We start from the raw sequence: 26,389 nt of genomic DNA, 5'->3' as shown, positions 1-26,389 counted from the left end.
AGGCGAAACCTCCGGAGGTTGCAGCCATGTCCGACTGGCGTGGACGCGCGGTACGAGCGGGCAAGCGGCCGTTCACCCGCTCACCGGGTGGCACCGGGAAGGAACAGGCGCCCGAGCACTCACTGGACCCCTGGACCGACGAGTCCACGGAGCCGCCCGCCCTGTCCGTGGAGCGCAGTCTGGTCGATGCCGCCCTCTACCGGAACGGGCACCGGGTCAAGGGCCCCACCTCACTGGCGGAGATCTACGGGCAGCTGCCCGGCGAGCCCGGCACCATGGCCTGGATCGGCCTGTACCGGCCGGCCGAGGCGCAGGTGCTGGCCGCCGCCGAGCAGTTCGGCCTGCACGAGCTGGCCGTCGAGGACGCCATCGTCGCCCACCAGCGGCCCAAGCTGGAGCGCTACGGCGACACCCTGTTCGTCGTCCTGCGCGCCGCCCGCTACATCGACGAGGCCGAGGAGGTCGACTTCGGAGAGATCCACCTGTTCATCGGCCCCGACTTCGTCCTCACCGTGCGCCACTCGCAGGCCCCGGACCTCGGAGTCGTACGCCGCCGTCTCGAAGCGGACCCCGAGCTGCTGGCACTCGGCCCCGAGGCGGTGCTCTACGCGGTGCTGGACGCCGTCGTCGACGGCTACGCCCCGGTGATCGCCGGGCTCCAGAACGACATCGACGAGATCGAGACCGAGGTCTTCAGCGGCGACCCCAAGGTCTCCCGCCGTATCTACGAGCTGTCCCGCGAAGTGATCGACTTCCAGCGCGCCGCCCGCCCCCTGCTGACGATCATGCGGGACCTGGAGGCCGGCTTCGAGAAGTACGGCACCCACGAGGAGCTGCGCCGCTACCTCCGTGACGTGGCCGACCACGCCACCACCGCCGCCGAGCGGGTGGACGGCTTCCGGCAGATGCTGGAGAACATCCTCACCGTCAACGCCACGCTGGTCTCCCAGGGCCAGAACGAGGAGATGAAGCTGCTGGCCGAGGCGAGCCACGCGCAGAACAACGAGATCAAGAAGATCTCGTCCTGGGCAGCCATCCTCTTCGCCCCGACCCTGATCGGCACGGTCTACGGCATGAACTTCCAGCACATGCCCGAGCTGGGCTGGGTCCTGGGCTACCCCTTCGCCATCCTCCTGATGGCCGTGGTCTGCGTCGGCCTGTACCTCGTCTTCAAGGGCCGCGACTGGCTTTGACGTCGCTTGACCTCGATGTCAGACCCTCCTGTCACACTGTCCGGAAAGCAGTGGTCGGAGCTCGTCCGAGCTCAGGGGGGAAGAGAGTCCCGTATGTCGATGGTGGGCAACCTGCGCAGAGTCGCCCGGCTGGCGCGGCGGGGCGGCCGACGTGTGGACCTCAGCCACCCGGCCCGCTCGCCGCTCGGCTCCGCGGTGGTCAACTGCGTCGTCTACCGCGACGGCGTCCGGCAGCCCGGCACAGACACGGTGGACGAAGCCGTCCGGCAGGTGCGCAAGCACAAGGACGGGTTCGTCTGGCTGGGCCTGCACGAGCCGTCGGAGAAGGAGTTCGCGGGGGTGGCCGAGCTGTTCGGCCTGCACCCGCTGGCCGTCGAGGACGCGGTCCAGGCCCACCAGCGCCCCAAGATCGAGCAGTACGACGACGTCCTGTTCGCCGTGTTCAAGACGGTCGCGTATGTCGAACACGAGGAGCTGACCTCGACCAGCGAGGTCGTGGACACCGGCGAGATCATGATCTTCGCCGGCCCCGACTTCGTCGTCACCGTCCGCCACGGCCGCCACGGCTCGCTCGGCCCCCTGCGCGAGGACCTGGAGGCCGACCCGCGACAGCTGGCCAAGGGCCCGTCCACGGTGCTGCACGCCGTCGCGGACCACGTCGTCGACGGCTACCTCACCGTCACCGACGCCGTGCAGAACGACATCGACCAGGTCGAGACCGACGTCTTCTCCCCGCGCAGTCCCCGGGCCGCCGACGCCGGCCGTATCTACCAGCTCAAGCGCGAGCTGCTGGAACTGAAGCGGGCCGTCGTTCCGCTGACCCGCCCGCTGTCGAAGCTCGCCATCGAGCCGATGCGCGCCGTCGACAAGGAGATACAGGCGTACTTCCGGGACGTCGCCGACCACCTCGCCCGCGTCTGTGAGCAGATCGCCGCCTTCGACGCCCTGCTCGACTCCATCCTCCAGGCCCATCTCGCGCAGGTGACCGTCGCCCAGAACGAGGACATGCGCAAGATCACCGCCTGGGCCGCGATCGTCGCCGTACCGACCATGATCTGCGGCGTCTACGGCATGAACTTCGACCACATGCCGGAACTGCGCTGGACCTTCGGCTACCCGCTCGTGCTCGGGGTCATCGCGGTCGCCTGCTTCGTCATCCACCGGGGGTTCAAGCGCAACGGCTGGCTCTGAGCCGCACTCGCGCGGGCCCGTCGGGTGTGACCAGGCGGGCCTTGCCTTTTCGTCGGACCATCGAAGAGGATGCCCGGCGGGGACCGGGGCCCCCGTGTCGGCATCGGCAGGGGCGGACCGCTACCCGGAGTACACAACAGGAGACAGCGATGTCCCACGAGGCTCACGAAACGCAGGAGCCCGAGACCCCGCATCTCGACTTCGCAGGCACGACGCCGTACGAGGACTACGTCAAGGCGGACGTGCTCACCCACCTCCAGCACACCCTCTCCGACGATCCCGGAGAGATGGTCTTCCTGGTCACGACCCAGGTGATGGAGCTGTGGTTCACCGTCATCGTCCACGAGTGGGAGACGGCCGCGCACGCCCTGCGCGAGGACCGGACACCGGTCGCGGTCGACGCGCTGAAGCGTTCGGTACGGGAGCTGGAGGCGCTGAACGCCTCCTGGAAGCCCCTCGGACAGCTCACCCCGGCCCAGTTCAACTCGTACCGCTCCGCGCTCGGCGAGGGTTCCGGCTTCCAGTCGGCCATGTACCGCCGCATGGAGTTCCTGCTCGGCGAGAAGTCCGCGTCCATGCTGGTCCCGCACCGCGGCGCGCCCCGTGTCCACGCCGAGCTGGAGAAGGCACTGCACGAGCCGAGCCTGTACGACGAGGTTCTGCGGTTCCTCGCGCGGCGCGGGCATGCGATCCCGTCGTCCGTCCTGAAGCGTGACGTAGCGCTGCGATACGAGCCGTCGCCCGAGGTGGAGGCGGCCTGGACGGCCGTCTACTCGGGCGATGCGGGCAGTGAGGTCGCCCGGCTGGGCGAGGCGTTGACCGATGTCGCCGAACTGGTGTGGCGCTGGCGCAACGATCATCTGGTGGCCACGCGCAGGGCCATGGGCTCCAAGGCCGGCACGGGCGGCTCCGCCGGGGTCGCCTGGCTGGAGAAGCGCGCGCAGAAGAACGTGTTTCCCGAGCTGTGGACGGCGAGGTCTCATGTCTGAGCAGGTGATGCGGGCCGGGAAACTGGACGCGGCCGACGAACTGGCCGGGGTGCGTTCGCGGTTCGTGCTCGACGAGGTCGTGTATCTCGACGGCAACTCGCTGGGCGCGCTGCCCGCACCCGTCCCCGGCCGGGTCGAGGACGTCGTCCGCCGGCAGTGGGGCGAGCTGCGGATCCGCTCCTGGGAGGAGAGCGGCTGGTGGACCGCTCCCGAGCGGATCGGCGACCTGATCGCTCCGCTCGTCGGGGCGGCGGCGGGACAGATCGTCGTCGGGGACTCGACAAGTGTCAATGTTTTCAAGGCACTTGTGGCGGCCGTCAGGATGGCCGGTTCCGGTCGGGACGAGATCGTCGTCGACGCCACGACGTTCCCCACGGACGGCTACATCGCCCAGTCCGCCGCCCGGATGACGGGCTGCACGCTGCGGCCGGTGACACCGGCGGAGGTGCCGGGGGCGCTGTCCGGCCGTACGGCGGCGGTGCTGCTGAACCACGTCGACTACCGGACGGGCCGGCTGCACGACCTGCCGTCCCTGACGTCCGCGATCCACGCGGCCGGCGCCGTGTCGGTCTGGGACCTGTGCCACAGCGCGGGCGCCCTGCCGGTGGGGCTCGACGAGCACGGGGTCGACCTGGCGGTGGGCTGCACGTACAAGTACCTGAACGGCGGCCCGGGTTCACCGGCGTACCTCTATGTGCGTCGTGAGCTTCAGGACCGCTTCGACTCCCCGCTGCCCGGCTGGAACTCCCACGCCGAGCCCTTCGGCATGCGGTCGGCGTACGAACCGGCGGCGGGTGCGCTGCGGGGTCGGGTCGGGACGCCGGACATCCTCTCGATGCTGGCGCTGGAGGCGGCGCTGGAGGTCTGGGACGGTGTCTCGATCGAGTCCGTGCGCGCCAAGTCCCTCGCCCTGACGGACTTCTTCCTGGAGTGCGTGACGTCGTACGTCCCCGAGGGCAGGGTCGAGTCCCTGACGCCGAGCGCGCACGAGGAGCGGGGCAGCCAGGTGGCGCTGCGCTGTGACGACGCCGGGGACGTCATGAAGCGGCTCATCGAGCGGGGCGTCGTCGGCGACTTCCGCGCTCCCGACGTGCTGCGGTTCGGGTTCACGCCGCTCTACGTCGGGTTCGCGGACGTGGAGCGGGCGGCGCGCGTGCTGGGGGAGACGCTCACCGGAACCGGGTGACAAAACGGGGCGATCCGTCGAAGGCGGTGAGTGCGGTGGCACGGCAGAACCGTTAACCCTAACCGAGCGTGACATCCCCGTGTCCGCGCACGTCACCGGCCTGATACCGTCCCCGCCAACGGCCGAATTCTCTCCTGGTCCGCCAAATCTGTTTCGTCGCTGAGAGGTTGGAGCATGCCGGACGATGCCGCAGCCCGAGCCGCCGCCGAAGAGGAGTCGGCCTTCTCGCACCCGCCCGTCGACCCCGACGCCACCGCGGCCTACGGCGACCACCCCGACCAGGTGATCGACTTCTACGCCCCGCGCACCCCCGAACCGCCGTCCTCCGCGCCCCCGGCCCCCCTCTCCCCGCTGATCGTCGTCCTGCACGGCGGCGCCTGGCGAGCCCCGTACGACCGCCGCCACATGACGCCGTTCGCGGACTACCTGGCCCGGCGCGGCTTCGCGGTGGCCAACGTCGAGTACCGGCGCGGAGCGGACGGGGCCGGGGTGACCGGGGAAACCGCCCCGGTCGCCGGGCGCTGGCCGGACACCTTCGACGACGTGGCGGCCGCCCTGGACGCGCTCCCCGCGCTCGTACGGGAGACCCTCCCGTATGCCGATCCGCGCCGCATGGTGGTCACGGGCCACTCCGCGGGCGGTCATCTGGCCCTGTGGGCGGCCGCCCGCCATCTCCTGCCGGACGACGCACCCTGGCGTACGGCGCGCCCCGTCCCCCTGCGCGGAGTGGTCGCCCTCGCCCCGATCGCCGACTTCGCGATCGCCGAGAAGCTCGACGTCTGCGGTGGTGCGGTACGTCAACTCCTCGGCGGCGACGACAAGTTCGCGGAGCGGCAGCCGTACGCGGACCCGTCGCTCCTCCTGCCCACCGGCATCGCCACCACCCTCGTCCAGGGCCGCAGCGACATCGACGTCCCGCAGGCGGTGGCCGAGTCCTACGCGGACGCGGCGGCCAAGGCGGGCGAGGTGGTGGGCCTGACGCTCCTGGAGGACGTCGGGCACTTCCCCCTGATCGACCCGGCGGCGGACGCGTGCGCGGTGGTGGCGGAGGAGATCGCCCAACTGGCGTGGTGACAGGGGCTTTTCGGCGCCCCGGCGCGTAGTGGCGGCTTGAGCGCGGCGAAAGGCGCTCTCGGGGCTACCCGTAGTACCTGAGACGGATCCCGGAGGACCCCTCTCGCTGGTGACGACCGCGACCCCCATTGACCTCTACCGTCTTATACGTGACCGAGACGACCCAGACGCCGACGCCGCCGGGCGGCGAGTTCGATGCGTATCAGCCGCGCAGCCCGGAGTTCCGACTGGCCGCGGACGCCCTGCGCGGGCTGCGGCAGGACCTGTTCCACGACGCGTTCGCCTACCGGCCGCTGCCCCGTAGGGCCGTGGACGGCCCGATCGTCCGGCGACTGCCCGGCCGTATCCGGGAGTCCGCGGCCTGGCTGCCGCACGCCCTGATCGTCTGGGCCGGGCTGATCGCGCTGTTCGTCGGCTCGGCCGACAGCAACGTGCTCGTGGGCCTGTGTGTGCTGGCTCCGATCCTGCTGACCATGGCCCGGCCGGTCGGCGCGTTCTGGCTGTCGCTGGCCATGACCCCGGTCACCGCCGTGCTCGGCAACAGCGGGGACGGCTGGCCGTGGCAGCCAGGCACCTTCATCTGCCACACGGTGGTGCTGTACGTCGTCGCGTTGCGCACCCGGCCGCGCACGGCCGCCTGGATGTGGCTGCTGACCGCGCTGTACGGGCTGATGGCGGAGAGCGTCGGCGGCGGGGGATACGGATACAGCGGCTCGGACCTCGTACCGATGCTGTTCTTCAACGCCCTGCTCCTCCTGGGCGTCACCGTCTGGCACATCCGCCGTGAGGCCCGGCAGGAGGTGACCGCCCAGCAGACGGTGACCGCGCACGAGCGCTCCAAGCGCACGCTGCTGGAGGAGCGCACGACGATCGCCCGCGAGCTGCACGACGTGGTCGCCCACCACATGTCGGTCGTCGCCATCCAGGCGGAGGCCGCCCCCTACCGGGTGGAGAACCCGCCGCCGGAGCTGGAGCGCGCCTTCGCCACCATCAGGGAGAACGCGGTGGCGGCCCTCACCGAACTCCGCCGCGTCCTGGGCGTCGTCCGGGCCGAGGACTACGAGGCCCCGGACGCCCCGCAGCCCACCCTCGCCGACCTCGACGCACTGCTGGCGAACGTGCGGGACACGGGCCTGAGCGTGGAGAAGACGGTGACCGGGGCGGTGCGTGAACTCCCGCAGGGCGTCGAGCTGTCGGCGTACCGCATCGTCCAGGAGGCACTGAGCAACACCCTCCGCCACGCACCCGGCGCAACCGCCCGCGTGGAGATCGGCTACGTCCTGGGCGGCCTGGGCCTGCGCATAGTCAACGGCCCGCCACCGGCCCCCGCCCTGGTCAAGCCCTCCCCCGGCGCCGGGCACGGCATCACGGGCATGCGGGAGCGCGTCTCCATGCTGAACGGCGAGATGACGGCGGCCCGTACCGACGACGGCGGCTACGAGGTAGCGGTGTTCCTGCCGGTCTCCGCGGTGATCGAAGGTGAGGCATGACCATCCGCGTCCTGGTCGCGGACGACCAGATGATGGTCCGCGAGGGCTTCTCGGTCCTGCTGAACGCGATGCCGGACATCGAGGTCGTCGGCGAGGCCGTCAACGGACGGGAGGCAGTGGACCGGGTCCGTGAACTCGCCCCGGACGTCGTGCTGATGGACATCCGTATGCCCGAGCTGAACGGCATCGAGGCGACCCGGGAGATCGTCGCGGCGGACGGCGCGGCGAAGGTGCTGGTGCTGACGACGTTCGACCTGGACGAATACGTCTACCAGGCCCTGAGGGCGGGAGCCTCCGGCTTCCTCCTGAAGGACGCTTCGGCACGCCAACTGGCAGACGGTGTCCGGGTGGTGGCATCCGGAGAGGCCCTGTTGGCCCCCTCGGTAACCAAGCGCCTGATCACCGAGTTCTCGAAACTCTCCGAGGCCCCCCGCCTCATGCCGTCCGCCCAGGCGGCGTACGGCGACCTGACCGAACGCGAGACAGAGGTCCTGGTCCTGATCGCCCAGGGCCTGTCGAACGCGGAGATCGCGGAGCGGCTGGTGGTGGCCGAGTCGACGATCAAGACCCACGTCAGCCGAATCCTGGTGAAGCTGGGGCTGCGGGACCGGACACAGGCGGCGGTGTTCGCGTATGAGGCGCGGTTGGTGACGCCGGGGTGACGAAGGGACGGCTGTAGTCGCCGACTTCAGCGCCGCGTTCGTCCCTGCCTGCTCACGCCGCGGCCAGTTCGCACCAGACGTACTTGCCACGGTTGCCGTTCCTTGACTGCGGCTGCCACCCCCACAGGTCGGCGCAGGCGCGGATCAGGGCGAGACCGCGGCCGTTCTCGGCCTCGGCGAGGTGGGCCAACGGTTTCGGCGGCTCGGGCGGCTCGGGGTCCGCGTCCCACGCGGCCAGCCGGAGAACGCCGGCCGAGTACCGGACGCGTAGGGCGGCGGGGCCGTCGGTGTGCAGTACGGCGTTGGAGATCAGTTCGGCGGCGAGGAGCTCCGCTGTGTCGACGAGGGTGATCAGGCCGTGCAGGGTCAGGATCAGGCGGAGGGTGCGGCGGCAGACGGTCACGGCTCGGGGGTCGTTGGGGATGTGGAGTGAGTACTCCCAGGCGTCGGGTTCGGGTTCGGGCATGGCTGACTCCTGTGGGGGCGAGGGGAGTTGGAGGGGAGCGTCGGTGGCAGTGCCGCAGCCGTCGTGGCAGGACGGAGCGGTGCGCTTCCGGTACCCCGGTGTTCCGCAGCGTGTGCGTCGCGTCACCGACGGTATGGCACCAATTCGTGCCACTGCAACTCGTTGTCGTAATCTGGCACCCGAACGTGGCCCCCTGACAGGGGTGTTGGGAGCGGAGTGTGTATGCCACCGAGGAGTAATCCCACGGCGCGGCAGGTGCGTTTGGGAACCGAACTGCGCAGGCTGCGTGAGGCCGCCGGTCTGAAGGCTCGGGAGGTGGCGGCTCTCCTGAACTCGACTTCCGGGCAGATGAGCCACATAGAGCTGGGCATCGCGGCTGTCAGTGCGGAGCGCGTGCGCCGTTTGGCCAGTCACTACGACTGCACGGATGAGGTGTTGATCGACGCCCTCGTGACGATGGCGACCGATCGCGCGCGCGGCTGGTGGGAGGAGTACCGGGGAGTGCTGCCCCCGGCGTTCCAGGACACCGCCGAAGCCGAGCACTATGCAACGTCACTGCGTGAGGTCGTGATCACCTACGTTCCGGGGCTGTTGCAGACCGCCGACTACGCCCGCGCGGTTTATACGTATGTGCGCCCCGGTCTGCCCGAGAGTGAGCTGGCCCCTCGGGTGGAGCACCGGATGATGCGGCGAGCCGTGATCGAGGGCGACAACCCAACCCCGTACGAGACGTTCATCCACGAGTGCGCTCTCCGCGTCCGGGTGTCGGACCGCGGTGTCGCTCGGGCTCAACTCCAGCAGATCCTCGACCAGATCGAGCAGGGCCACGCAACTGTGCGCGTTATCCCCTTCGACCAGGACGGCTTCGGCGGCACCGGAATCTCGATGATGTACGCGGGTGGTCCAGTGCCGCAGTTGGACACCGGCCTGCGGGACGCTCCCACCGGCGTCGCATTCATCGATGCGGAGGCCCAGCTGAAACAGCTTCGAACACTGTTCCGTAAAATTGAGGCAGCGTCGCTGGACCCTGCCGCGTCGCGGGACTTCATCCACAGCCTGAAGAAGGAACTCTGATGCACTGGCGAAAGTCCACGCACTCCGGCGGCGGCGACGGTGACACCTGCGTCGAGGTCGCGGAACTGCACCCCCGAATAGCCATCCGCGACTCCAAGGCCCCTCTCCGAGCCGCCCTCTCCTTCCCCGCCCCCGCCTTCACCGCCCTCATCGAGCACCTCAAGGCGCGCACGCCCGCACCATGAGCGTGGAGGCCGGGTCAGGGGCTGCCGGCGATCTCGGCGTACATCTGGCAGCTCTCCTCCGCACGGCAATCGGGGAAGAAGGAACTCCAGAACGCAGGGACTCCGGACCAGCCTCGGTTGAGGGAGGCCAGGTGATTCCCCCGGACGTAGGTCGGGCCTCCCTGCGACCAGCGTGGGGGCGTTTCAAGGAGGCGTGCGAGCTCGGCCAGGTCGAGGCCGTACTCGTCCCGCCACATGGCCACGATCTCGTTTCCGTCGCACCCCTGGCATGCGTTGGTCTCAAAGTGCTGTGCCCCGCCGGAACCGGTGTCGATCAGCTGGGCCAGGCGGCGGCCGTCGCCGGCGCATGCCGCCCTGTAGACCGGCTCAGCCAGGGCGCGGTAGAACGTCGCGACCTCGTCGGACCCGGATACGTTGACGCCAGGGCAGGGCGCCGCCGTCCGCGTCCGGTCATGGTCGGGCCGCGGAGTGCTCCCCCCGCTACCGCAGCCCGGCAGTAGCAGCACGGCGAGGCAGAGGGCCATCAGCCGGCCGGAGCGAGTCGCGCGGTGCACGCTCAGCCTCCCTCGCAATGTCGTGCCGGGTCGGGATTCGGCCCCGCGGTCTGGCACATCGAGTAGTCGCCCTGCCAACTGAAGACGCGGCCGTAGTCCTCCCGGTCGTCCGTGCTGCGGCTGGCGCCGGTGACCTGGAAAGGTCGGCCATGGTCGTCGATCACCGTGTGCTTCCTCTGGTCGCCGAGCATGTACGTCACGTCGAGGCGGAACGCCACGTAGAAGCGCTCTGTCGTGGCCCGAACCATCACCACGTTCTGCTCGTCGCGGTGGAGTGTGATGGTGGTACCCGCGAAGAACGGCGGCCCGGGCCTCCACTCGGAGGTGTCCTTGTCGATCGCCGCTTTGCGGGCTGTGGGGTTGGGCCGGTCCAGGTCGTACAGGACCTGGAACGTGGGCGATCCCGCCTGACTCCCCAGGGCGAAGAGCGTGCCGGACAAAGGGCTCGCGCGGCGGGCGATGACCGGGCGGATATCGAGAACATTCACCTGCTGGTCGCGCCGTCCGGTCAGAGTGAGACGAAGCGTCTGCTTTCCGATGTTGACCGCCCCCGTGGCCCGCAGCAGGTCTTCGAACTTCTTCGAGGCCGAGGACATCGGCTGCGCCAGGAAACGGGACTGCGCCGGGCTGGGCCGGAAGTCGCCACTCGTCGCGAACCAGGCCCCGTCCTCGTCGAAACGGACCACTTCCACGGACGCCGCGAAGTCCGGGCCGGACGTGGCCCCGGCGTGGCCGTCCTGGGACCACATCCCCGAGATGCGCGACGGCAGTTCGACGATCTGCTGCTGGATCGCCAGTGCGAAACCGGCCGCCAGGACGGGTATGAGCCACAGCTTCGCCTTGCGTACGGCCGCGACCCACCTGGCCCTCACCCCGGCCCCGGCGTCGGCCCCTCCCTCCGCACGGCTTGAAGGCTCCGTGGTCGTGGTGCCGTTCTGTTCCCGGACCTCGACCTCTATTCGTACGAGCCGGGGCTGTCTGGGCAATCTGATTCTGGGACGTCTCACGGGCGCAGAGTGCCACTCCGTCCCCAGCGCCGCAGGCGATGGGAGAGCATTCACCGAATCGGAGTGCCTTCAGGCCGTGGCCAGTTCGCGCCACAGGTACGTGCGCGGGGGACGTACCGTGAGGGCATGGAACAGCGAGTCACCCTGATCACGCTCGGCGTCTCCGATCTCGCCCGCTCCAAGGCCTTCTACGAGGCCCTGGGCTGGCGGGGGCAGGAGGTCGCGGAGACCGTGTTCTTCCAGGCGGGCGGGCTGGGGCTGGTGCTGTGGGGTCGGGAGAAGCTCGCGCGGGACTGCGGGCTGGAGCCGGGGCCGGCGGCCGGGTTCGGTGGGATCGCGCTCGCGCACAACGTGCGGTCCGAGGCCGAGGTGGACGAGTTGCTCGCCGTCGTCGAGCAAGCAGGCGGCACCGTCACCAAGCCCGCCGCCGTCAACGAGATCGGGTTCTACTCCAGTGCCTTCGTCGATCCGGACGGCCACGCCTGGGAGGTCGCCCACAACCCGGGGTTCCCGCTCGCCGAGGACGGCACGGTCACGCTTCCCGATTTCGGCCCTGGTCAGTGAGGGGTCTGCCGGGCTAGCGTCCGTTCATGGCAGCCTTCGATCCCTGGGACCCGGCGTTCCTCGCCGACCCCTACCCCGCCTACGGCGAGCTCCGAGCCACGGGCCGGGTGCACTACTACGAGCCCACGAACCAGTGGCTCGTCCCGCACCACGCCGACGTCTCGGCGCTGCTCAGGGACCGCCGGCTGGGGCGGACCTACCAGCACCGCTTCACGCACGAGGACTTCGGACGGACGGCGCCCCCGGCCGCGCACGAGCCGTTCCACACCCTCAACGACCACGGGATGCTCGATCTGGAGCCGCCGGACCACACCCGTATCCGGCGGCTGGTGTCCAAGGCGTTCACGCCGCGCACGGTGGAGCAGCTCAAGTCGTACGTGGCCGGGCTGGCCGGGGAACTGGTCGACGGGCTGGTCGAGCGGGGCGGCGGTGATCTGCTCGCCGATGTCGCAGAACCGCTCCCCGTCGCCGTCATCGCCGAGATGCTGGGCATCCCGGAGTCCGACCGGGCCCCTCTGCGCCCCTGGTCGGCGGACATCTGCGGGATGTACGAGCTGAACCCGTCCGAGGAGACGGCGACGAAGGCGGTGCGGGCCTCGGTCGAGTTCTCCGACTACCTCCACGAGCTGATCGCCGAGCGCCGCAAGGAGCCCGGCGACGACCTCATCTCCGGCCTGATCGAGGCGCACGACGAGGGCGACCGGCTCACGGAACAGGAGATGATCTCGACCGCCGTCCTCCTCCTGAACGCCGGCCACGAGGCGACGGTGAACGCCACGGTCAACGGCTGGTGGGCCCTGTTCCGCAACCCCGACCAGCTGGCCGCCCTCCGCGCGGATCACTCCCTCATCCCCTCCGCCGTCGAGGAGCTGATGCGCTACGACACCCCGCTCCAGCTCTTCGAACGCTGGGTCCTGGACGACATCGAGATCGACGGGACCACCATCCCCCGTGGCGCCGAGATCGCCATGCTCTTCGGCTCCGCCAACCACGACCCCGAGGTCTTCCAGAACCCCGAGCACCTCGACCTCACCCGCAAGGACAACCCGCACATCTCCTTCAGCGCCGGCATCCACTACTGCATCGGCGCGCCCCTGGCCCGTATCGAACTCGCGGCGTCCATGACGGCTCTCCTGGAGAAGGCCCCGACGCTGACCTCGACGGCCGAGCCGGAGAGGAAGCCGAACTTCGTGATCCGGGGGCTGGAGGGGCTGAGCGTGGAGATCGGCTGATCACCCGTTCGGCTTATTGAGTGGGTGATCCGGTCCGCGTTGCCCGAGGGGCTCGGCAAGTTGGTGCGCGCCTGCGAAGGAGGGCACCATGACGGTTATGGCGCAGCACACGGCTCAGATGTCGGTAGAGGAGTTCGAGGAGCTCGCCGCACTCGTGTCCAAGAAGTTCGACGCCGTCAGGTTGGAGTTCATCAACGGACGGGTCGGGATCAAGGGCATGACGGACGGCAATCACAGCGAGGTCATCAGGTGGCTACAGGAGAGCTTCCTGATGGCGGGCACCGGGTTGTGGCTGTACGGCGGCGGAGAGCTGGGCCTACGGATCGAGAAGTACCGCAAGGGCCGGGCGCTTCCCGACGCCGTGCTCGCGCCCAGGGGAACCTTCGCGGGGAAGGGCGACTGGGCCGACACCGGGGGCGTGGCCATGACGGTCGAGGTCACCTCGTACGACGCGGACACCCATCGTCGGGATCGCGAGGAGAAGCCCGTCGGATACGCGGATGCGGGGATCCCGTACTACCTGCTGATCGATCGGGACGACTGCTCGGTCACGCTGTACAGCGATCCGGACCCCAATGAGGGTTACCGCAGCGCCGTCAAGAAGACCTTCGGTGCGAAGCTTTCGCTGCCGGAGCCCCTCGGCATCGAACTCGACACCCAGGAGCTCAAGCAGTACGTCAACTGACCGGCCCTCAGCTCGTCACGTCACGCCTCCGCAACCCCGCCAGCCCCGCCGCCACGAGCACCCCCGCAATCCCGGTGAGCAGCAGCACCGGCCCCCACTCCATCCCCCCGCCCGGCAGCTTCGGCAGGTGGCCGAACGGGGACAGGTCCAGCACGATCTGGGGGGCGTCGAGGGCCGGGCCCACCCAGCCGATCAGCAGTACGGCTCCGGCCACCCCCCACGCCGCCATCGCGGCCTGCGGCAGGATGCCGTAGAGCAGGACGGCGAGAGAGCCGATGACCCAGATCGCCGGGAGCTGCACCAGACAGGCGCCCAGCAGCGGGCCGATCTCCTTGCCGTAGCCGATCGCGAAGCCCAGCCAGGCGAGCAGCATGATCAGTGCGGAGCCGCCGAAGGCGATCACGAGATGGCCGGCGGCCCAGCGGAGCCGGCCCACCGAGTTCGCCAGGATCGGTTCCGCCCGCTGCGAGGTCTCCTCGCCGTGCAGCCGCAGGACGGAAGCCACGACATACAGCGCGGCGATCAGGCCCAGCATGCCGACCATCGAGGCCAGGAACGCGTCCGTGATGCCGGACTGGCCGCCCATGCGCTCAAAGATCTCCCGGGCGTTCTCGTTGTCGCCGACCAGGTCGGCCACTCCGTCGGTGAGCCCGCCGTAGACGATGCCGGCGAGGAAGAAGCCGATGCTCCAGCCGAGCACGCCGCCGCGCTGAAGCCGCCAGGCCAGCGCGCCGGCCGTGCCGAGGCGGCCGAAAGCCGGCCCCGGACGGGCGGGCAGGAAGCTCATGCCCACGTCCCGGCGTCCGGCGAGTTCGTACGCCACCACGCCCTGCACCACAGCAGCCGCCACGAACAGGAGCAGGACCCACCACCTCTCGTCCGCGTACGGCCGCAGGTTCTCCAGCCAGCCGAGCGGGGACACCCACGTCAGCACCGACGAACCGTCGTCCGAGGCCGAGTCGCCCGCGGCGCGCAGCACGAACGCGGCGCCCAGCAGTCCCGCCGTGAGCCCCCGGGCCAGCCGGGCGCTCTCCGTGAACTGGGCGACGATCGCCGCCATCGTGGCGAAGACCATGCCGACGCCGGCCAGCCCCAGCCCGAAGGCCAGGGCCCCGGAGACGCCCTGCCCGGCGAGGCCGACCGTGACGAGGAGAGCGAGTGCGGCGTTGGCGACCACCGCGGTCAGCAGCGCGGCGGTGAGAGAGGCCCGGCGGCCCACCATCCCGGACGCCACCAGCTCCTGACGGCCGCTCTCCTCCTCGTCCCGGGTGTGCCGTACGGCGAGCAGCAGGCTGACGACGGCCGCCAGCGCACCGGCGTACACGCCGACCCGCCAGGCCGTGATCGCGCCGGTCGAGTCGTCGAAGAGCGGGCCGATCAGCGCGCGGAACGAGGCGTTGCCCGCGGTGTCCTCGATCAGCTTGGCGCGGTCGGCCGGGGTGGAGTACAGGCCCTCCACCGTGTTCGGCATGGAGAGGATCATGAGTGCGTTCACGGCCACCCAGACCGGGATCATCAGCCGGTCGCGGCGCAGGGCGAACCTCAACAGGGTCCCGGTGCCCGCCAGTTGGCGCGAGCCTCCCGGTCGTACCTCGAACGTCGTGGCGGTCATCGGTCGCCCGCCTCGTCCTGGTAGTGGCGCAGGAACAGCTCCTCCAGCGTCGGCGGCGTCGAGGTCAGCGACCGTACGCCGGACTCGCTGAGCGCCCGCAGTACGGCGTCGAGCTTGTCGGTGTCGACCTGGAGCCGGACGCGACGGTCCTGGACGTCGAGGTCGTGGACGCCCGGCAGCCGGGCCAACCCGTTGGGCGCGCCCACGAGTTCGGCGGTGACGCTGGTGCGGGTCAGATGGCGCAGGTCGGCGAGGGAGCCGGTCTCGACCGTGCGGCCCTTGCGGATGATGCTCACCCGGTCGCAAAGCTCCTCGACCTCGCTGAGGATGTGCGAGGACAGCAGGATGGTGCGGCCCTTGGCCCGCTCCTCCTCCACACACCGCTGGAAGACCTCCTCCATCAGCGGGTCGAGGCCGGACGTCGGCTCGTCCAGGATCAGCAGATCGACGTCCGAGGCGAACGCGGCGACCAGGGCGACCTTCTGCCGGTTGCCCTTCGAGTACGTCCGTCCCTTCTTCGTCGGGTCCAGTTCGAACCGCTCGATCAGGTCGGCGCGGCGCTGCTTGTCGAGGCCTCCGCGGAGCTTGCCGTAGAGGTCGATGACCTCGCCGCCGGAGAGGTTGCGCCAGAGGGTCACGTCGCCGGGGACGTACGCGATCCGGCGGTGCACCTCCACCGCGTCCGTCCACGGGTCGCGGCCGAGCACCTGCGTGGCGCCCGCGTCGGCGTGCAGCAGGCCGAGCAGGACGCGGATGGTGGTGGACTTGCCGGCGCCGTTGGGACCGAGGAAGCCGTGGACCTCACCGGTCTCGACGTCCAGATCGAGGCCGTCGAGTGCATGCGTCTTGCCGAACGACTTGTGCAGTCCGGAGACGGTGATTGCCTTCGTCATGGTTCAGAACGTACGCTTCTTTCAGAAATTTGTGAAGTTAAGGAAGCGTATGAACCCCGGATAGGATGTGGGTATGACGGAATCAGTGGAGGTCGGCCGGGACGCGGAAGCCGTGTCGAAGTTCGTCGAGTCCTTCGCGGCGCAGCTCGTCGAGGCCGGGATGCAGCGCATGGCCGCCCGGGTCTTCGCGGCGCTGCTGTCCTCCGACGCCGGGGTGATGAGCTCCGCCGAACTGAGCGAACAGTTGCAGATCAGCCCCGCGGCGGTCTCCGGGGCGGTGCGCTACCTGGCCCAGACACACATGGTGTCGCGCGAGCGGGAGCCCGGTTCGCGCCGGGAGCGTTACCGGGTGCACGGCGACCAGTGGTACGAGGCCCTGACCAACCGCGAGGCCGTCATCAAGCGGTGGGAAGGTGCCCTGCGCGAAGGCGTCACCAGCCTCGGCGTCGATACGCCGGCCGGACGGCGCATGGCCGAGACGCTCGCCTTCTTCGAGTTCATCGAGGGCGAGGTCTCGGCCATGATGGGACGCTGGCGGGAGCACCGCCAACAGCTGTTCGGTGACTAGGCGCTCCGCTGGAAGGCCGCTGCGTCGTCTGCGGGTCCGTCGTGGCTGGTCGCGCCCACGCGGCGGAGCCGCACATCGACACAGTCCCGCGCCCCTTCGGGGCGCTGCCGAACCCACCCGACCAGCTTGGGAGTTACCGCTCCTTCGTCTCCTCAAGCACCGTCCGCCCGAGCAGTTGGTAGCGCTCCGGCGAGCGCTTCTTGAGGTATTGCGCGTAGCCGATGCCGCCCACCGCGATCAGCGCGACCAGCCACGGCGTCGCCTTCAGCACCAGCGACCCGGACTCGGGCCCGGCCGCCACGCCCATGTTGGACACGAGCAGCACCACCACGGCGAGCATCGCGACGCCGCCGACGAGCGGGGCGGTGAAGGTCCTGAACCAGTGGCGGCTCTCGGGGTGGTGCGAGCGGAAGTACGCCAGCACCGCGAAGGAGCACACGGCCTGGACAACGAGGATCGCCATGGTGCCGAGGATGGCGAGCAGGACGTACGTACCGGTGTACGGGTCCTTGCCCGCGATCCAGAACGCGGCGAGCAGCACCCCGGTGACCCCCGTCTGGACGAGGCCCGCGATGTGCGGGGAGCCGTGCCGGGCGTGGGTGCGGCCGATGGTGTTCTTCAGGGACGGCAGGACGCCCTCGCGGCCGAGCGCGTACATATAGCGGGCGGCGCAGTTGTGGAAGGCCATGCCGCAGGCCAGGGACCCGGTGATCATCAGCCACTGCATGACGACGACCGCCCAGTGGCCGACGTACTGCTCGGTGGGGTTGAAGAAGAGGGCCAGCGGGTTGTCGGTGGCGACCTTGACGGCGTTCGCCTCGCCGTTGCCCGTGATGGCCATCCAGGAGACGAAGACGTAGAAGACGCCGACGCCCAGGACGGAGATCATCGTCGCCTTGGGGATGATCTTCTTGGGGTTGCGGGACTCCTCGCCGTACATCGCCGTCGACTCGAAGCCGACCCACGACCAGAAGGCGAAGAAGAGCCCGAGCCCGGCGCTGGTCCCCTGGAAGGCGTTCACCGGGTTGACCGGGTCGATGCTGAAGCCGTCCGGGCCGCCGCCGTGGAGGGCGACCGAGATCGCCATGGCCGCGAGGATCGTCACCTCGGTGGCCAGGAGTACGACGAGCAGCTTCTCCGCGAGCGAGACGCCGAACCAGGTGCCGGTCGCGTTGATGGCGAGCATCAGGATCGCGAACGCCCACCAAGGGATGTCGGCTCCCGTCTGGTCCTTGAGCGTGTCCGTCGCGAAGGTCGAGAAGATGCCGATCAGCGCCGGCTCGAACACGACGTACGCGAAGGTGGCGAGGAGGCCCGACGCCAGACCGACGGAGCGGCCGAGGCCGTACGAGATGAAGCCGTAGAAGGCGCCGGTGGACGTGATGTGCTTCGCCATCGAGGTGAAGCCGACGGAAAAGATTGCCAGTACGACCATTGCGACGAGATAGCTCGCCGGGGCGCCGATGCCGTTGCCTGACGACACCATGAAGGGCACGTTGCCCGTCATCGCGGTGATCGGCGCGGCAGTCGCGACGGCCATGAAGACCACGCCGAGCAGGCCGATGGCGTTGGGCTTCAGCCGGTGAACGGCGCTGTCTTCGCTTGCTTTCGCCGCTGGGGCGACTCCCTCGTCCACTGCCATCGGGCTGGCCCCTCTCCTGCTGGTCGGCTGGTGTGCTGGACCGGAACTCTGCGCCTCGAATGAGTCGGGCAAGGATGTCGGGATGTTAAATGCTTGTCAACCAGACCTTTAGAAATCTGGCGGCAACACGTGGCTCGTACGGTCACCGGCATGAGCGCCCACACCTCCACCCTCAGCGGCGAGCGCTACCGCTTCGACTCCCTTGCCCGCCTCCTCGCCGCCGCGAGCCCCGAGCGATCCGGCGACCGCCTGGCCGGGCTCGCCGCCCGGAGCGCGCGGGAGCGGGTGGCGGCGCGCTGGGCGCTGGCGGAAGTGCCGCTGGCGCAGTTCCTGGCCGAGCCGGTGATTCCGTACGAGACCGATGACGTGACCCGGCTGATCATGGACGGCCATGATGCCGCGGCCTTCGCGCCGGTGGCCGGCCTGACGGTCGGCGAGTTCCGGGAATGGCTGCTGTCGGAGGCGGCGGACGCGGGGACGCTGGCCGCGCTGACGCCCGGGCTGACGCCGGAGATGGTCGCGGCCGTGTCCAAGCTGATGGGGAACGCCGACCTGGTCGCGGTGGCGAGGAAGGTGCGGGTGGTGACGGCGTTCCGGTCGACGATCGGACTGCCGGGACGCCTGGCGACCCGCCTCCAGCCCAACCACCCCACCGACGATCCGGCCGGTGTCGCGGCCGCCCTCCTCGACGGTCTGCTGCTCGGTTCCGGCGACGCGGTGATCGGCATCAACCCGGCGACGGACAGCCCGAAGGCGGTACGGGACCTGCTGGAGCTGCTCGACGGGGTGATCGGCCGGTACTCCATCCCGACCCAGTCGTGCGTGCTCTGCCACGTCACCACCAGCGTCGACCTGATGGAGCGCGGCGCCCCCGTCGACCTGGTCTTCCAGTCCGTCGCGGGAACACAGGCGGCGAACGCGTCCTTCGGCGTGACGCTCGGCCTGCTCGACGAAGCGCACGAGGCGGCGCGGGCCCTGCACCGGGGCACGGCCGGCCGGAACGTCATGTACTTCGAGACCGGCCAGGGCAGCGCCCTGTCCGCCGACGCGCACCACGGTGTGGACCAGCAGACGGTGGAGGCGAGGGCGTACGCGGTCGCCCGCCGCTACGACCCACTCCTGGTGAACACCGTGGTCGGCTTCATCGGCCCGGAGTATCTGTACGACGGCCGCCAGATCCTCCGCGCCGCCCTGGAGGACCACTTCTGCGGCAAGCTGCTCGGCCTGCCGATGGGCCTGGACATCTGCTACACGAACCACGCCGACGCGGACGACGACGATGTGGCGACCATGCTCACGATGCTGGGCGTGGCCGGGGCGTCCTTCGTGATCTGCACGCCCGGCGGCGACGACATCATGCTCAACTACCAATCGGCCTCGTACCACGACGCGTTGTACCTGCGAGAGGTGCTGGGGCTGCGCCCGGCGCCGGAGTTCGAGGCATGGCTGGAGTCCATCGGGCTGCTGGACGAACGGGGCGCGATCCGGGACGTGTCCGGCACGGGGCACCCGCTGACGGCCATCGGAAGGGAGCTGGCGGCATGACGGACAGTCAAGTACAGCCGCTGGCAGGCGACTTGGCCCTGTGGTCGGCGCTACGACGCCACACCCAGGCCCGGATCGGCCTCGGCCGGTCGGGCTCCGGACTGCCGACCCGCCACCGCCTGGAACTCCAGTCCGCGCACGCGGCGGCCCGGGACGCGGTGCACTCGCCGTTCGACCCGGAGGCGGTGGCGGCACAGCTGCTGGGCATGCCGACGGTACGGGTGCGCAGCGCGGCCCCCGACCGGCTCACCTACCTCCAACGCCCGGACCTGGGCCGACGGCTGGACTCGACGGACCGGGCGCACCTTCCGGTGGGGGAGTGGGACGTGGTGTTCGTCGTGGCGGACGGGCTGTCCAGCCGGGCGGTGCACGAGCATGCGGCGGCGGTGGTGCGGGAGACGGTCGTGCGCGTGCCGACCTTCCGGATCGCTCCCGTCGTCCTCGCCGAGCAGGCCCGTGTCGCCCTCGGCGACGACATCGCGGCGGCCGTCGGCGCGTCGATGGTGGTCGTCCTGGTGGGCGAACGCCCGGGGATGTCAGCGGCCGATTCGCTGGGCGCGTACTTGACGTACCGCCCCAAGCCGGGCGTCACGACGGACGCCGACCGCAACTGCCTGTCCAACATCCGGCCGCCGCTGGGGCTGTCGTACGAGGGGGCGGCAGGGAAGTTGGCGGGGCTGATGGGGAGGGCGCGGGAGCTGGGGCTCACCGGCGTGGGGCTGAAGGACGAGTCGGACGCGTTGCCCGGGTAGGAATCACCTCTGGCCACATCGGGCCCGCCCGGTCACCCCGGCAGCGTCAGCCCCCAAGCCCCCTCCCACACCGTCCACGTCCGCGTCCGCACCGGCCCGCTCACCACCGCGTCCGCCCGGTAGCGGAAGTCGGCCCCGGACACCGTGATGGCGCGCCCCACCGCCCGCAACGGTGACGCCTCCGCGCCCACCGAGGCCGGCCGTACCTCCACCTCCGCCGTCCCCGCACTCCCCGGCATGACGGACACCGCCTCCACCGGCTGGTCAAGATCCACCAGGGTCACCCCGTCGACTTCGACGCGCAGCCGTGCGGGCCCCGGCACGGGACCCGAGGACACGACCCGTCCCGGCCGCGACGCCAGCGTCCGTACGAGCGACTGGCACGTCCGCAGCCACGGATGCCCGGAGGACGACAGGGCCGTCGCCCCCGCCGGGGGCTCCCGCAAGGGCAGCGGCGGAATCCGCAGGGCACCGAGGACCAGACCGTCACTGTCGTCGACGAGCAGGTCCAGTCGCCGTTCCACCCCGTCCAGCACGGCCCGCGCCGCCGCCACCGCCCCCGTGGGCACCCCCAGCGACCGGGCCAGGGACAGCACACCGCCCACCGGCACCACCGACAGCGCACATCCGGCCAGATCCCGCTGCCGGTGCAGCAGGGACACGGCCCGCAGCAGAGCCCGGTCGTCGCCGACCACGACCGGGCGCCGTGCCCCTCGCCTGGCCAGCGCCCGGGCGAATTCCTCCGGACCGTCGGGCAGGCAGACCTTCGTCGTGGCACCCGCGCTGAGCACGTCTTTCGCGATCCGTACGGACTCTGCGTCCGTCCGACGGGCGACCGGGTCGACCACCACCAGCAGCTGTTCGGACGTCGGAGAAGTCGCCACCTCGGTCATGCCTCGCTTCCTCGGGTAGCATCTTTGTGCAAGAGCCCCTTGCGCTATTGCGCCAGGGGCTTCGTCTATTCCGGGGCATCCGGTCCGACGGGTTGCGGCCAACGAAGGCCGCCGGTGTACGAAACAGGCTGTGCGAGGCACAGTCAATGTCGCGTACGCCCCTGACCTTGGACATGCCCCGCCCGGAAGGGGTGTACGCGCGTGCCCGCACTTGTGCTGCTCGGTGCTCAGTGGGGTGACGAAGGCAAGGGAAAGGCGACGGACCTGCTAGGCGGCTCCGTCGACTATGTGGTGCGCTACCAGGGCGGCAACAACGCCGGCCACACGGTAGTCGTGGGCGATCAGAAGTACGCCCTGCACCTCCTCCCTTCCGGAATCCTGTCCCCGGGGTGCACCCCGGTCATCGGCAACGGTGTCGTCGTCGACCCGTCGGTCCTGTTCTCCGAGCTGAACGGGCTGAACGAGCGCGGCGTCGACACGTCGAAGCTCCTGATCAGCGGAAACGCTCACATCATCACGCCGTACAACGTGACGGTGGACAAGGTGACGGAACGCTTCCTCGGGAAGCGGAAGATCGGCACGACCGGCCGCGGTATCGGCCCCACCTACGCGGACAAGATCAACCGCGTCGGCATCCGCGTCCAGGACCTCTACGACGAGTCGATCCTCACCCAGAAGGTCGAGGCGGCCCTCGACATCAAGAACCAGATCCTCACCAAGCTCTTCAACCGGCGCGCGATCGCCGTCGACCAGGTCGTCGAGGAGCTGCTGACCTACGCCGACCGGCTCGAACCGTACGTCGCCGACACGGTCCTGGTCCTCAACCGGGCCCTGGAGGAGAACAAGGTCGTCCTCTTCGAGGGCGGTCAGGGCACGCTGCTGGACATCGACCACGGCACGTATCCGTTCGTGACGTCGTCGAACCCGACAGCGGGCGGCGCCTGCACGGGCGCGGGCGTGGGCCCGACGAAGATCAGCCGAGTCATCGGCATCCTCAAGGCGTACACGACCCGAGTCGGCGCGGGCCCGTTCCCGACCGAGCTCTTCGACGAGGACGGCGAGGCGCTGCGTCGCATCGGCGGCGAACGCGGTGTCACCACCGGCCGTGACCGCCGCTGCGGCTGGTTCGACGCGGTGATCGCAAGGTACGCGACCCGGGTCAACGGCCTGACGGACTTCTTCCTCACCAAGCTGGACGTCCTGACCGGCTGGGAGCAGATTCCGGTCTGCGTCGCGTACGAGATCGACGGCCGACGCGTCGAGGAACTCCCGTACTCCCAGTCCGACTTCCACCACGCGAAGCCGATCTACGAGATGCTGCCCGGCTGGTCGGAGGACATCTCGAAGGCCAAGACCTTCGCGGACCTGCCGAAGAACGCCCAGGACTACGTCAAGGCGCTGGAGGAGATGTCCGGCGCCCCGATCTCCGCGATCGGCGTGGGCCCGGGCCGGGACGAGACGATCGAGATCAACTCGTTCCTCTGACAGGGAAGATGAACGCGCCCCCGGCGAGGCCAGTGCCCGGCCGGGGGCGCGGGCCTGTCACGATGCCCTCATGACTCGGGCGACGGTTCGTGAATGGGACGACGAGCAGGGCTGGGGAGTCCTCGACTCCGGCGAGACGCCCGGAGGATGCTGGGCGCACTTCTCCGCCGTGGAGATGCCGGGGTTCCGTTCCCTCGCCGCGGGCCAGAAAGTCACCCTGGAATGGGAGTCCGGCGAACAGGACGGCTGTCAGTACCGAGCTCTCCGGGTTGTCGTCGCCGACTGAGGTCCAGTGATTCGTCGGGGCTCAGGGCCTGTGCGCGGATCCTCGCATAGCGGTGCGCCAGTTGGGACGCCTCGGCCGGATCGCTGATCAGAATGCCCTGGTCCTCGATCTCCATGTAGACGACGTGCTGGTGGTCCTTGGTCTCCACGAGTTTCATGGCGCCGCGGTCGCCCGCGTACGTTCCGCGCAATCCGCGGTCCAGGGGCAGCACCTGCACACAGACATTGTCCCTCCGGGCGTCCTCGGCGAGCGAGCGCAGCTGCCCGCGCAGAATCTCCCAGCTGCCGAACGGCCGCCGCAGCACGCTCTCTTCGAGGATCAGCTCGATCAACGGGGCGGAGTTCCAGTCGAAGAGTGCCCGGCGGGCGAGCCGCGCTTCGACCAGCTCTTCGCGCTTCTGCTCGGACACGGGCGGATAGCTGCCGCCGATCAGCGCCCGCGCGTAGTCCTCCGTCTGGAACAGGCCGTCGACCACCAGCGTCATGTACGAGCAGAGCGTGATCGCCCCGGCCTCCAACTCCGAGAACCCGCGGAAGCGTGTGGGGTACTTCTCCAGCAGCATCCATTTGCGCGCCTTCTGGAAGACGCCCAACCCACCGCCGATGCCGTGTACCCGAGCAGATCGCCCAACTGCGGCTGTGACAGCCCCTGTTGCTTCCGCAGCGCTTTCGCCAGGGCGGCGACCATGTGGGCCGTACCGCCTGCCTCCGTCTTGTTCTCCGCCCGCGCCATTGCGGTCACCTCCGAACTCAACCGAACTCAACCGGTCACAACTGCCGACGTCGCCACACAACTGTGCCCCGGTGACCGGCGTCCAACTCCGCAAGGCAGGCGTCCAGTTCGACGCCCTCAGGATCGACGGCGAGGATGGCCGAACCCTCGCTGACCGTCTCGCCCGGATGACCGGCGGTGATCCGGGGCCGATCGTCGAGACGGCAACCGGACGCCGCGGGGTCTACTTCCTCGTGCCCGTCGGCAGTACGTCTCACCGCCCGTGGCCCGTCGGCGTCACCCGCCTCACCGCCGGCCCGGACCACGTCTCGTACATCCCGGTTCCGGCGATCAATGGCCTGACCTGGCCCTTGAGTTGGCGCTACCGCCCGACGGCTGCCGACCACCTCGTACACACGCTCCTGCTGCGCACCGCCCTTCACTCGCAGGGGTGAAGAACATGAACTTCCGCCTGGGAAAAGGTGGTTTCGGCTTGCATTCGTCGCTCTGCGTGCCCGTAGAGTCACGCCCAACGAACGAAATGCCCCCGCGGTGCGCCAACACCCGGGGGCTTGACACCAGGAGAAGACCCTCCGGATGCGTTTTCATCGTACGACGCCTGCGCGCGTCTTTTCAGGCCTCTTGGCGGCCCTCCTCCGCTACCGGCGCATCTCCCGGTGCGCGGTGAGCGCACTGACGTACCTTTTGACCCTCCCGGGCGGCCTTGCCGCGCAGTGCCCGCAGGATCGGGCTCGGATCGCCGCCGCCCTGCGTGAGCTGGATGAACCGCGGTATCTGCGGCGGGTGGTGCCCGGGGATGGGGAGGCGGGTCAACTCCCCCTCGTTTACAAGGTGTTCGACGCCCCGTGCGAAGTCGAGCCACCAATGGGTGAAACCGAAAAAGTCCGGGATCGGCACGTGCCGAGCAGGCATACCGCGCTCGCCGCGCAGCTGCTCATCTCGCTCGGGCTGATCGATTCCCGGCTCACACTCGACGCCACCGAGGCGCTGCGGCTCGCGCCGCTCGTCGAGGAACGGTGGGCGCGAGGGGCCAGCAGTGCCCAGGTGCGGGCGGCGCTGGTGTACGGCTGGCCGCCGCAGCCGGTGCGCTCGGCGCGCGCCCTCGTCGAGGACCGGTTGCGGAGTGGGCGTCCGGTGCCCGCGTAGGCACACACAGACTCCCGGCCCGCATTCGCGCGCCGGGCCCATCGAAAGAAACGGAGAGTCGATGACCGTCACACTCGTACGCCCCGAGGTGGTATACCGCCAGTATACTGTGCTCATGGCTGACACCACGATCAAGGTCGACCCCGCTGTCCGAGACCGCCTTCAGGAGCTGGCCAGGGAGCGGGGGATGAGCATGCGGGACCTCCTGGCGGAACTGGCCGGGGCCACGCCCACCAAGGAAGAGCTGCGCAAACGGTACGAGGAGACCAAGGCGTACGTGGAGGAGCACTTCCTCGGCAGGCCGTACACCGAGGAGGACGAGAAGGCCGGCGAGAAGCTGTGGGCCGACCTCGAGGCCGGGCGGATCGGGGAGGTCCAGTGACTGAGAAGGACCGATATCCGCTGCCGCGTGCCGTCATCTTTGACGACACGGCCGCGCTTGCCCTCGGGGCAGGGAACAGCATGGCCTCGCGGCTCGTCGTCGAGGCCGAGAAGGACCCGGCCCTACGGGTCTACATCCCGGCGCTCAGCCTCGCCGCTGCCGAGCAGGAGCGGGCCGGGGTCGCCGAGCATCTGGGCGCGCTGCCCTCCGTGAACATCGAGGGGCTCGACTTCGTGGCGGCGACCGCCGTGGGTAAGCGGCTCCGGACGGCGGCCGTCGGGGACGAGGAGCAGAGCGGGAAGGGCGAGCCCGACTGGAGCGGCGCTCACGTGCTGCACCTCGCTCTGCCGACCGTCGAGTGGCCGCGAGGTCGCCCCGTCCTGACCAGGACGCCTACGCGCTATCGCGGTACCGGCATCCGCGCCATCCGCATCGTCGAGCAGAACTGACGGCACCCGGGCCGGGGCGGGCAGGCAACCTCCGACTCCCTGCCCGCCCCGGCTGATTCGCCCCGTTCGCCCGGAATGTGGCATATAGGCATACCCTGAAAGTGTGCGTGCCGTGCGGCCGCACCGGTCGTGCGTCGACAAGAAGAAGGTGAGTGCGATGCGCGTTCTGCTCAGGGCACAATTCGACACGGAGAGGTCGAACGAGGCCATACGGAATGGCACTTTGGGGAAGCTGATGCAGTCCTCCATGGAGCAGGTCAAGCCGGAGGCGGCCTATTTCACCGCCGACAACGGCCACCGCACCTGCTTCCTCGTCTTCGACATGCAGGACAGCTCCCAGATGCCGGCGATCGCCGAGCCGTTCTTCCTGGAGCTCGGTGCCGATGTCTCGTACACGCCGGTCATGAACCCGGAGGACCTTCAGAAGGGGCTTTCGGCGCTGGGCCGCTGAC

General features: G+C 69.7%; 29 protein-coding genes and 1 pseudogene. 22 read left to right on the top strand and 8 right to left on the bottom strand.

Annotated features, from left to right (window positions below; genetic code table 11):
* The first annotated feature begins 26 nt into the window (after positions 1–26).
* The 7 genes from KCH87_RS07530 (at position 27) to KCH87_RS07500 (ending at position 7,785) form a co-directional block, all read left to right on the top strand.
* A complete protein-coding gene (locus KCH87_RS07530) occupies positions 27–1,193 on the top strand; it encodes a magnesium and cobalt transport protein CorA (protein WP_210585119.1) in 1,167 nt (388 codons plus the stop codon).
* A gap of 93 nt (positions 1,194–1,286) precedes the next feature.
* Positions 1,287–2,384, top strand: coding sequence for a magnesium and cobalt transport protein CorA (locus KCH87_RS07525; RefSeq protein ID WP_210585118.1), 1,098 nt, complete (start codon positions 1,287–1,289; stop codon positions 2,382–2,384).
* Positions 2,385–2,533: 149 nt separating this feature from the next.
* Positions 2,534–3,373, top strand: coding sequence for a tryptophan 2,3-dioxygenase family protein (locus tag KCH87_RS07520; RefSeq protein WP_210585117.1), 840 nt, complete (start codon positions 2,534–2,536; stop codon positions 3,371–3,373).
* Complete coding sequence (gene kynU, locus KCH87_RS07515) at positions 3,366–4,559, top strand: kynureninase (RefSeq protein ID WP_210585116.1); 1,194 nt, start codon at positions 3,366–3,368, stop codon at positions 4,557–4,559. Before KCH87_RS07520 ends, kynU begins: the two co-directional genes overlap by 8 nt.
* A 174-nt stretch (positions 4,560–4,733) precedes the next feature.
* Complete coding sequence (locus KCH87_RS07510; protein WP_210585115.1) at positions 4,734–5,633, top strand: alpha/beta hydrolase; 900 nt, start codon at positions 4,734–4,736, stop codon at positions 5,631–5,633.
* A gap of 149 nt (positions 5,634–5,782) precedes the next feature.
* The gene (locus KCH87_RS07505; protein WP_210585114.1) at positions 5,783–7,123 is read left to right on the top strand and encodes a histidine kinase; all 1,341 of its coding nucleotides are present in this window, start codon (positions 5,783–5,785) and stop codon (positions 7,121–7,123) included.
* Complete coding sequence (locus KCH87_RS07500) at positions 7,120–7,785, top strand: response regulator transcription factor (RefSeq protein ID WP_210585113.1); 666 nt, start codon at positions 7,120–7,122, stop codon at positions 7,783–7,785. Before KCH87_RS07505 ends, KCH87_RS07500 begins: the two co-directional genes overlap by 4 nt.
* A gap of 52 nt (positions 7,786–7,837) precedes the next feature.
* On the opposite strand, the gene KCH87_RS07495 is transcribed toward KCH87_RS07500, so the two are convergent.
* Positions 7,838–8,251, bottom strand: coding sequence for an ATP-binding protein (locus KCH87_RS07495; RefSeq protein ID WP_210585112.1), 414 nt, complete (start codon positions 8,249–8,251; stop codon positions 7,838–7,840).
* 222 nt (positions 8,252–8,473) lie between these two features.
* Here KCH87_RS07495 and KCH87_RS07490 point away from each other — a divergent pair, with 222 nt between their 5' ends.
* Both KCH87_RS07490 and KCH87_RS07485 read left to right on the top strand, forming a co-directional pair.
* The gene (locus KCH87_RS07490; RefSeq protein WP_210585467.1) at positions 8,474–9,325 is read left to right on the top strand and encodes a helix-turn-helix transcriptional regulator; all 852 of its coding nucleotides are present in this window, start codon (positions 8,474–8,476) and stop codon (positions 9,323–9,325) included.
* Complete coding sequence (locus KCH87_RS07485) at positions 9,325–9,510, top strand: DUF397 domain-containing protein (protein WP_210585111.1); 186 nt, start codon at positions 9,325–9,327, stop codon at positions 9,508–9,510. The genes KCH87_RS07490 and KCH87_RS07485 overlap by 1 nt, the downstream gene beginning before the upstream one ends.
* A 14-nt stretch (positions 9,511–9,524) precedes the next feature.
* Here the strand turns inward: KCH87_RS07485 and KCH87_RS07480 are convergent, their stop codons facing one another.
* Together KCH87_RS07480 and KCH87_RS07475 are read right to left on the bottom strand one after the other, a co-directional pair.
* On the bottom strand, positions 9,525–10,064 hold the full coding sequence (locus KCH87_RS07480) for a hypothetical protein (RefSeq protein ID WP_210585110.1): 540 nt from the start codon (positions 10,062–10,064) through the stop codon (positions 9,525–9,527).
* Between the two features lie 2 nt (positions 10,065–10,066).
* Entirely contained in the window at positions 10,067–11,050 is a 984-nt protein-coding gene (locus KCH87_RS07475) for a hypothetical protein (protein ID WP_210585109.1), read from the bottom strand.
* 147 nt (positions 11,051–11,197) lie between these two features.
* On the opposite strand from KCH87_RS07475, the gene KCH87_RS07470 reads away from it, so the two are divergent.
* The 3 genes from KCH87_RS07470 (at position 11,198) to KCH87_RS07460 (ending at position 13,552) form a co-directional block, all read left to right on the top strand.
* A complete protein-coding gene (locus tag KCH87_RS07470; RefSeq protein WP_210585108.1) occupies positions 11,198–11,635 on the top strand; it encodes a VOC family protein in 438 nt (145 codons plus the stop codon).
* A gap of 26 nt (positions 11,636–11,661) precedes the next feature.
* Positions 11,662–12,867: a cytochrome P450 gene (locus KCH87_RS07465; RefSeq protein WP_210585107.1), complete on the top strand. Its 1,206-nt coding sequence runs from the start codon at positions 11,662–11,664 to the stop codon at positions 12,865–12,867.
* Positions 12,868–12,955: 88 nt separating this feature from the next.
* Positions 12,956–13,552 carry a Uma2 family endonuclease gene (locus KCH87_RS07460; protein ID WP_210585106.1) on the top strand — a complete coding sequence of 199 codons (597 nt, stop codon included), beginning with the start codon at positions 12,956–12,958 and terminating at the stop codon, positions 13,550–13,552.
* Between the two features lie 7 nt (positions 13,553–13,559).
* Here KCH87_RS07460 and KCH87_RS07455 read toward each other — a convergent pair whose 3' ends face one another.
* The gene (locus KCH87_RS07455) at positions 13,560–15,164 is read right to left on the bottom strand and encodes an ABC transporter permease (protein ID WP_210585105.1); all 1,605 of its coding nucleotides are present in this window, start codon (positions 15,162–15,164) and stop codon (positions 13,560–13,562) included.
* Complete coding sequence (locus KCH87_RS07450; RefSeq protein WP_210585104.1) at positions 15,161–16,057, bottom strand: ABC transporter ATP-binding protein; 897 nt, start codon at positions 16,055–16,057, stop codon at positions 15,161–15,163. The genes KCH87_RS07455 and KCH87_RS07450 overlap by 4 nt, the downstream gene beginning before the upstream one ends.
* A gap of 73 nt (positions 16,058–16,130) precedes the next feature.
* Between KCH87_RS07450 and KCH87_RS07445 the strand changes: the two genes are divergently transcribed.
* Positions 16,131–16,625 carry a GbsR/MarR family transcriptional regulator gene (locus KCH87_RS07445; RefSeq protein ID WP_210585103.1) on the top strand — a complete coding sequence of 165 codons (495 nt, stop codon included), beginning with the start codon at positions 16,131–16,133 and terminating at the stop codon, positions 16,623–16,625.
* A gap of 133 nt (positions 16,626–16,758) precedes the next feature.
* Here the strand turns inward: KCH87_RS07445 and KCH87_RS07440 are convergent, their stop codons facing one another.
* The gene (locus KCH87_RS07440) at positions 16,759–18,267 is read right to left on the bottom strand and encodes an APC family permease (RefSeq protein WP_210585102.1); all 1,509 of its coding nucleotides are present in this window, start codon (positions 18,265–18,267) and stop codon (positions 16,759–16,761) included.
* Between the two features lie 150 nt (positions 18,268–18,417).
* Here KCH87_RS07440 and KCH87_RS07435 point away from each other — a divergent pair, with 150 nt between their 5' ends.
* Both KCH87_RS07435 and eutC read left to right on the top strand, forming a co-directional pair.
* Positions 18,418–19,812: an ethanolamine ammonia-lyase subunit EutB gene (locus tag KCH87_RS07435; protein WP_210585101.1), complete on the top strand. Its 1,395-nt coding sequence runs from the start codon at positions 18,418–18,420 to the stop codon at positions 19,810–19,812.
* Complete coding sequence (eutC, locus tag KCH87_RS07430; protein WP_210585100.1) at positions 19,809–20,564, top strand: ethanolamine ammonia-lyase subunit EutC; 756 nt, start codon at positions 19,809–19,811, stop codon at positions 20,562–20,564. Before KCH87_RS07435 ends, eutC begins: the two co-directional genes overlap by 4 nt.
* A 32-nt stretch (positions 20,565–20,596) precedes the next feature.
* Here eutC and KCH87_RS07425 read toward each other — a convergent pair whose 3' ends face one another.
* Entirely contained in the window at positions 20,597–21,457 is an 861-nt protein-coding gene (locus KCH87_RS07425; RefSeq protein ID WP_210585099.1) for a diacylglycerol kinase family protein, read from the bottom strand.
* 201 nt (positions 21,458–21,658) lie between these two features.
* Between KCH87_RS07425 and KCH87_RS07420 the strand changes: the two genes are divergently transcribed.
* Positions 21,659–22,942 carry an adenylosuccinate synthase gene (locus tag KCH87_RS07420; RefSeq protein ID WP_210585098.1) on the top strand — a complete coding sequence of 428 codons (1,284 nt, stop codon included), beginning with the start codon at positions 21,659–21,661 and terminating at the stop codon, positions 22,940–22,942.
* A gap of 70 nt (positions 22,943–23,012) precedes the next feature.
* Positions 23,013–23,228, top strand: a complete 216-nt coding sequence (locus KCH87_RS07415) for a cold-shock protein (protein WP_210585097.1) — start codon at positions 23,013–23,015, stop codon at positions 23,226–23,228.
* On the opposite strand, the pseudogene KCH87_RS07410 reads toward KCH87_RS07415, so the two are convergent.
* Positions 23,155–23,960, bottom strand: a pseudogene (locus KCH87_RS07410) (DUF5753 domain-containing protein). The gene KCH87_RS07415 and the pseudogene KCH87_RS07410 overlap by 74 nt on opposite strands.
* A gap of 71 nt (positions 23,961–24,031) precedes the next feature.
* On the opposite strand from KCH87_RS07410, the gene KCH87_RS07405 reads away from it, so the two are divergent.
* The 5 genes from KCH87_RS07405 (at position 24,032) to KCH87_RS07385 (ending at position 26,388) form a co-directional block, all read left to right on the top strand.
* Positions 24,032–24,394 carry a hypothetical protein gene (locus KCH87_RS07405; RefSeq protein WP_374198973.1) on the top strand — a complete coding sequence of 121 codons (363 nt, stop codon included), beginning with the start codon at positions 24,032–24,034 and terminating at the stop codon, positions 24,392–24,394.
* A gap of 463 nt (positions 24,395–24,857) precedes the next feature.
* The gene (locus tag KCH87_RS07400; RefSeq protein ID WP_210585096.1) at positions 24,858–25,106 is read left to right on the top strand and encodes a hypothetical protein; all 249 of its coding nucleotides are present in this window, start codon (positions 24,858–24,860) and stop codon (positions 25,104–25,106) included.
* Positions 25,107–25,221: 115 nt separating this feature from the next.
* Positions 25,222–25,488: a hypothetical protein gene (locus KCH87_RS07395; RefSeq protein WP_247195869.1), complete on the top strand. Its 267-nt coding sequence runs from the start codon at positions 25,222–25,224 to the stop codon at positions 25,486–25,488.
* Positions 25,485–25,937 carry a hypothetical protein gene (locus tag KCH87_RS07390; RefSeq protein ID WP_210585094.1) on the top strand — a complete coding sequence of 151 codons (453 nt, stop codon included), beginning with the start codon at positions 25,485–25,487 and terminating at the stop codon, positions 25,935–25,937. The genes KCH87_RS07395 and KCH87_RS07390 overlap by 4 nt, the downstream gene beginning before the upstream one ends.
* A gap of 157 nt (positions 25,938–26,094) precedes the next feature.
* Entirely contained in the window at positions 26,095–26,388 is a 294-nt protein-coding gene (locus tag KCH87_RS07385; RefSeq protein WP_210585465.1) for a DUF3303 family protein, read from the top strand.
* Position 26,389: the final 1 nt, after the last annotated feature.

Origin of the sequence: Streptomyces sp. GESEQ-35 (assembly GCF_017948485.1) — a bacterium.
Classification (GTDB): Bacteria; Actinomycetota; Actinomycetes; order Streptomycetales; family Streptomycetaceae; genus Streptomyces.
The sequence above is the reverse complement of the archived record's forward strand: the minus strand, read 5'-3'. Positions and strand labels throughout refer to the sequence as shown.

What these genes read in the sequence shown, in the direction of transcription:
- KCH87_RS07490 (WP_210585467.1), top strand. Translation starts at nt 8,474, where the DNA reads ATGCCACCGAGGAGTAATCCCACGGCGCGGCAGGTGCGTTTGGGAACC.
- KCH87_RS07470 (WP_210585108.1), top strand. Translation starts at nt 11,198, where the DNA reads ATGGAACAGCGAGTCACCCTGATCACGCTCGGCGTCTCCGATCTCGCC.
- KCH87_RS07445 (WP_210585103.1), top strand. Translation starts at nt 16,131, where the DNA reads ATGACGGAATCAGTGGAGGTCGGCCGGGACGCGGAAGCCGTGTCGAAG.
- KCH87_RS07510 (WP_210585115.1), top strand. Translation starts at nt 4,734, where the DNA reads ATGCCGGACGATGCCGCAGCCCGAGCCGCCGCCGAAGAGGAGTCGGCC.
- KCH87_RS07385 (WP_210585465.1), top strand. Translation starts at nt 26,095, where the DNA reads ATGCGCGTTCTGCTCAGGGCACAATTCGACACGGAGAGGTCGAACGAG.
- KCH87_RS07455 (WP_210585105.1), bottom strand. Translation starts at nt 15,164, where the DNA reads ATGACCGCCACGACGTTCGAGGTACGACCGGGAGGCTCGCGCCAACTG.
- eutC (WP_210585100.1), top strand. Translation starts at nt 19,809, where the DNA reads ATGACGGACAGTCAAGTACAGCCGCTGGCAGGCGACTTGGCCCTGTGG.
- KCH87_RS07495 (WP_210585112.1), bottom strand. Translation starts at nt 8,251, where the DNA reads ATGCCCGAACCCGAACCCGACGCCTGGGAGTACTCACTCCACATCCCC.
- KCH87_RS07520 (WP_210585117.1), top strand. Translation starts at nt 2,534, where the DNA reads ATGTCCCACGAGGCTCACGAAACGCAGGAGCCCGAGACCCCGCATCTC.
- KCH87_RS07395 (WP_247195869.1), top strand. Translation starts at nt 25,222, where the DNA reads ATGGCTGACACCACGATCAAGGTCGACCCCGCTGTCCGAGACCGCCTT.
- KCH87_RS07425 (WP_210585099.1), bottom strand. Translation starts at nt 21,457, where the DNA reads ATGACCGAGGTGGCGACTTCTCCGACGTCCGAACAGCTGCTGGTGGTG.
- KCH87_RS07460 (WP_210585106.1), top strand. Translation starts at nt 12,956, where the DNA reads ATGACGGTTATGGCGCAGCACACGGCTCAGATGTCGGTAGAGGAGTTC.
- KCH87_RS07530 (WP_210585119.1), top strand. Translation starts at nt 27, where the DNA reads ATGTCCGACTGGCGTGGACGCGCGGTACGAGCGGGCAAGCGGCCGTTC.
- KCH87_RS07465 (WP_210585107.1), top strand. Translation starts at nt 11,662, where the DNA reads ATGGCAGCCTTCGATCCCTGGGACCCGGCGTTCCTCGCCGACCCCTAC.
- KCH87_RS07485 (WP_210585111.1), top strand. Translation starts at nt 9,325, where the DNA reads ATGCACTGGCGAAAGTCCACGCACTCCGGCGGCGGCGACGGTGACACC.
- KCH87_RS07415 (WP_210585097.1), top strand. Translation starts at nt 23,013, where the DNA reads ATGACTCGGGCGACGGTTCGTGAATGGGACGACGAGCAGGGCTGGGGA.
- kynU (WP_210585116.1), top strand. Translation starts at nt 3,366, where the DNA reads ATGTCTGAGCAGGTGATGCGGGCCGGGAAACTGGACGCGGCCGACGAA.
- KCH87_RS07435 (WP_210585101.1), top strand. Translation starts at nt 18,418, where the DNA reads ATGAGCGCCCACACCTCCACCCTCAGCGGCGAGCGCTACCGCTTCGAC.
- KCH87_RS07500 (WP_210585113.1), top strand. Translation starts at nt 7,120, where the DNA reads ATGACCATCCGCGTCCTGGTCGCGGACGACCAGATGATGGTCCGCGAG.
- KCH87_RS07525 (WP_210585118.1), top strand. Translation starts at nt 1,287, where the DNA reads ATGTCGATGGTGGGCAACCTGCGCAGAGTCGCCCGGCTGGCGCGGCGG.
- KCH87_RS07440 (WP_210585102.1), bottom strand. Translation starts at nt 18,267, where the DNA reads ATGGCAGTGGACGAGGGAGTCGCCCCAGCGGCGAAAGCAAGCGAAGAC.
- KCH87_RS07450 (WP_210585104.1), bottom strand. Translation starts at nt 16,057, where the DNA reads ATGACGAAGGCAATCACCGTCTCCGGACTGCACAAGTCGTTCGGCAAG.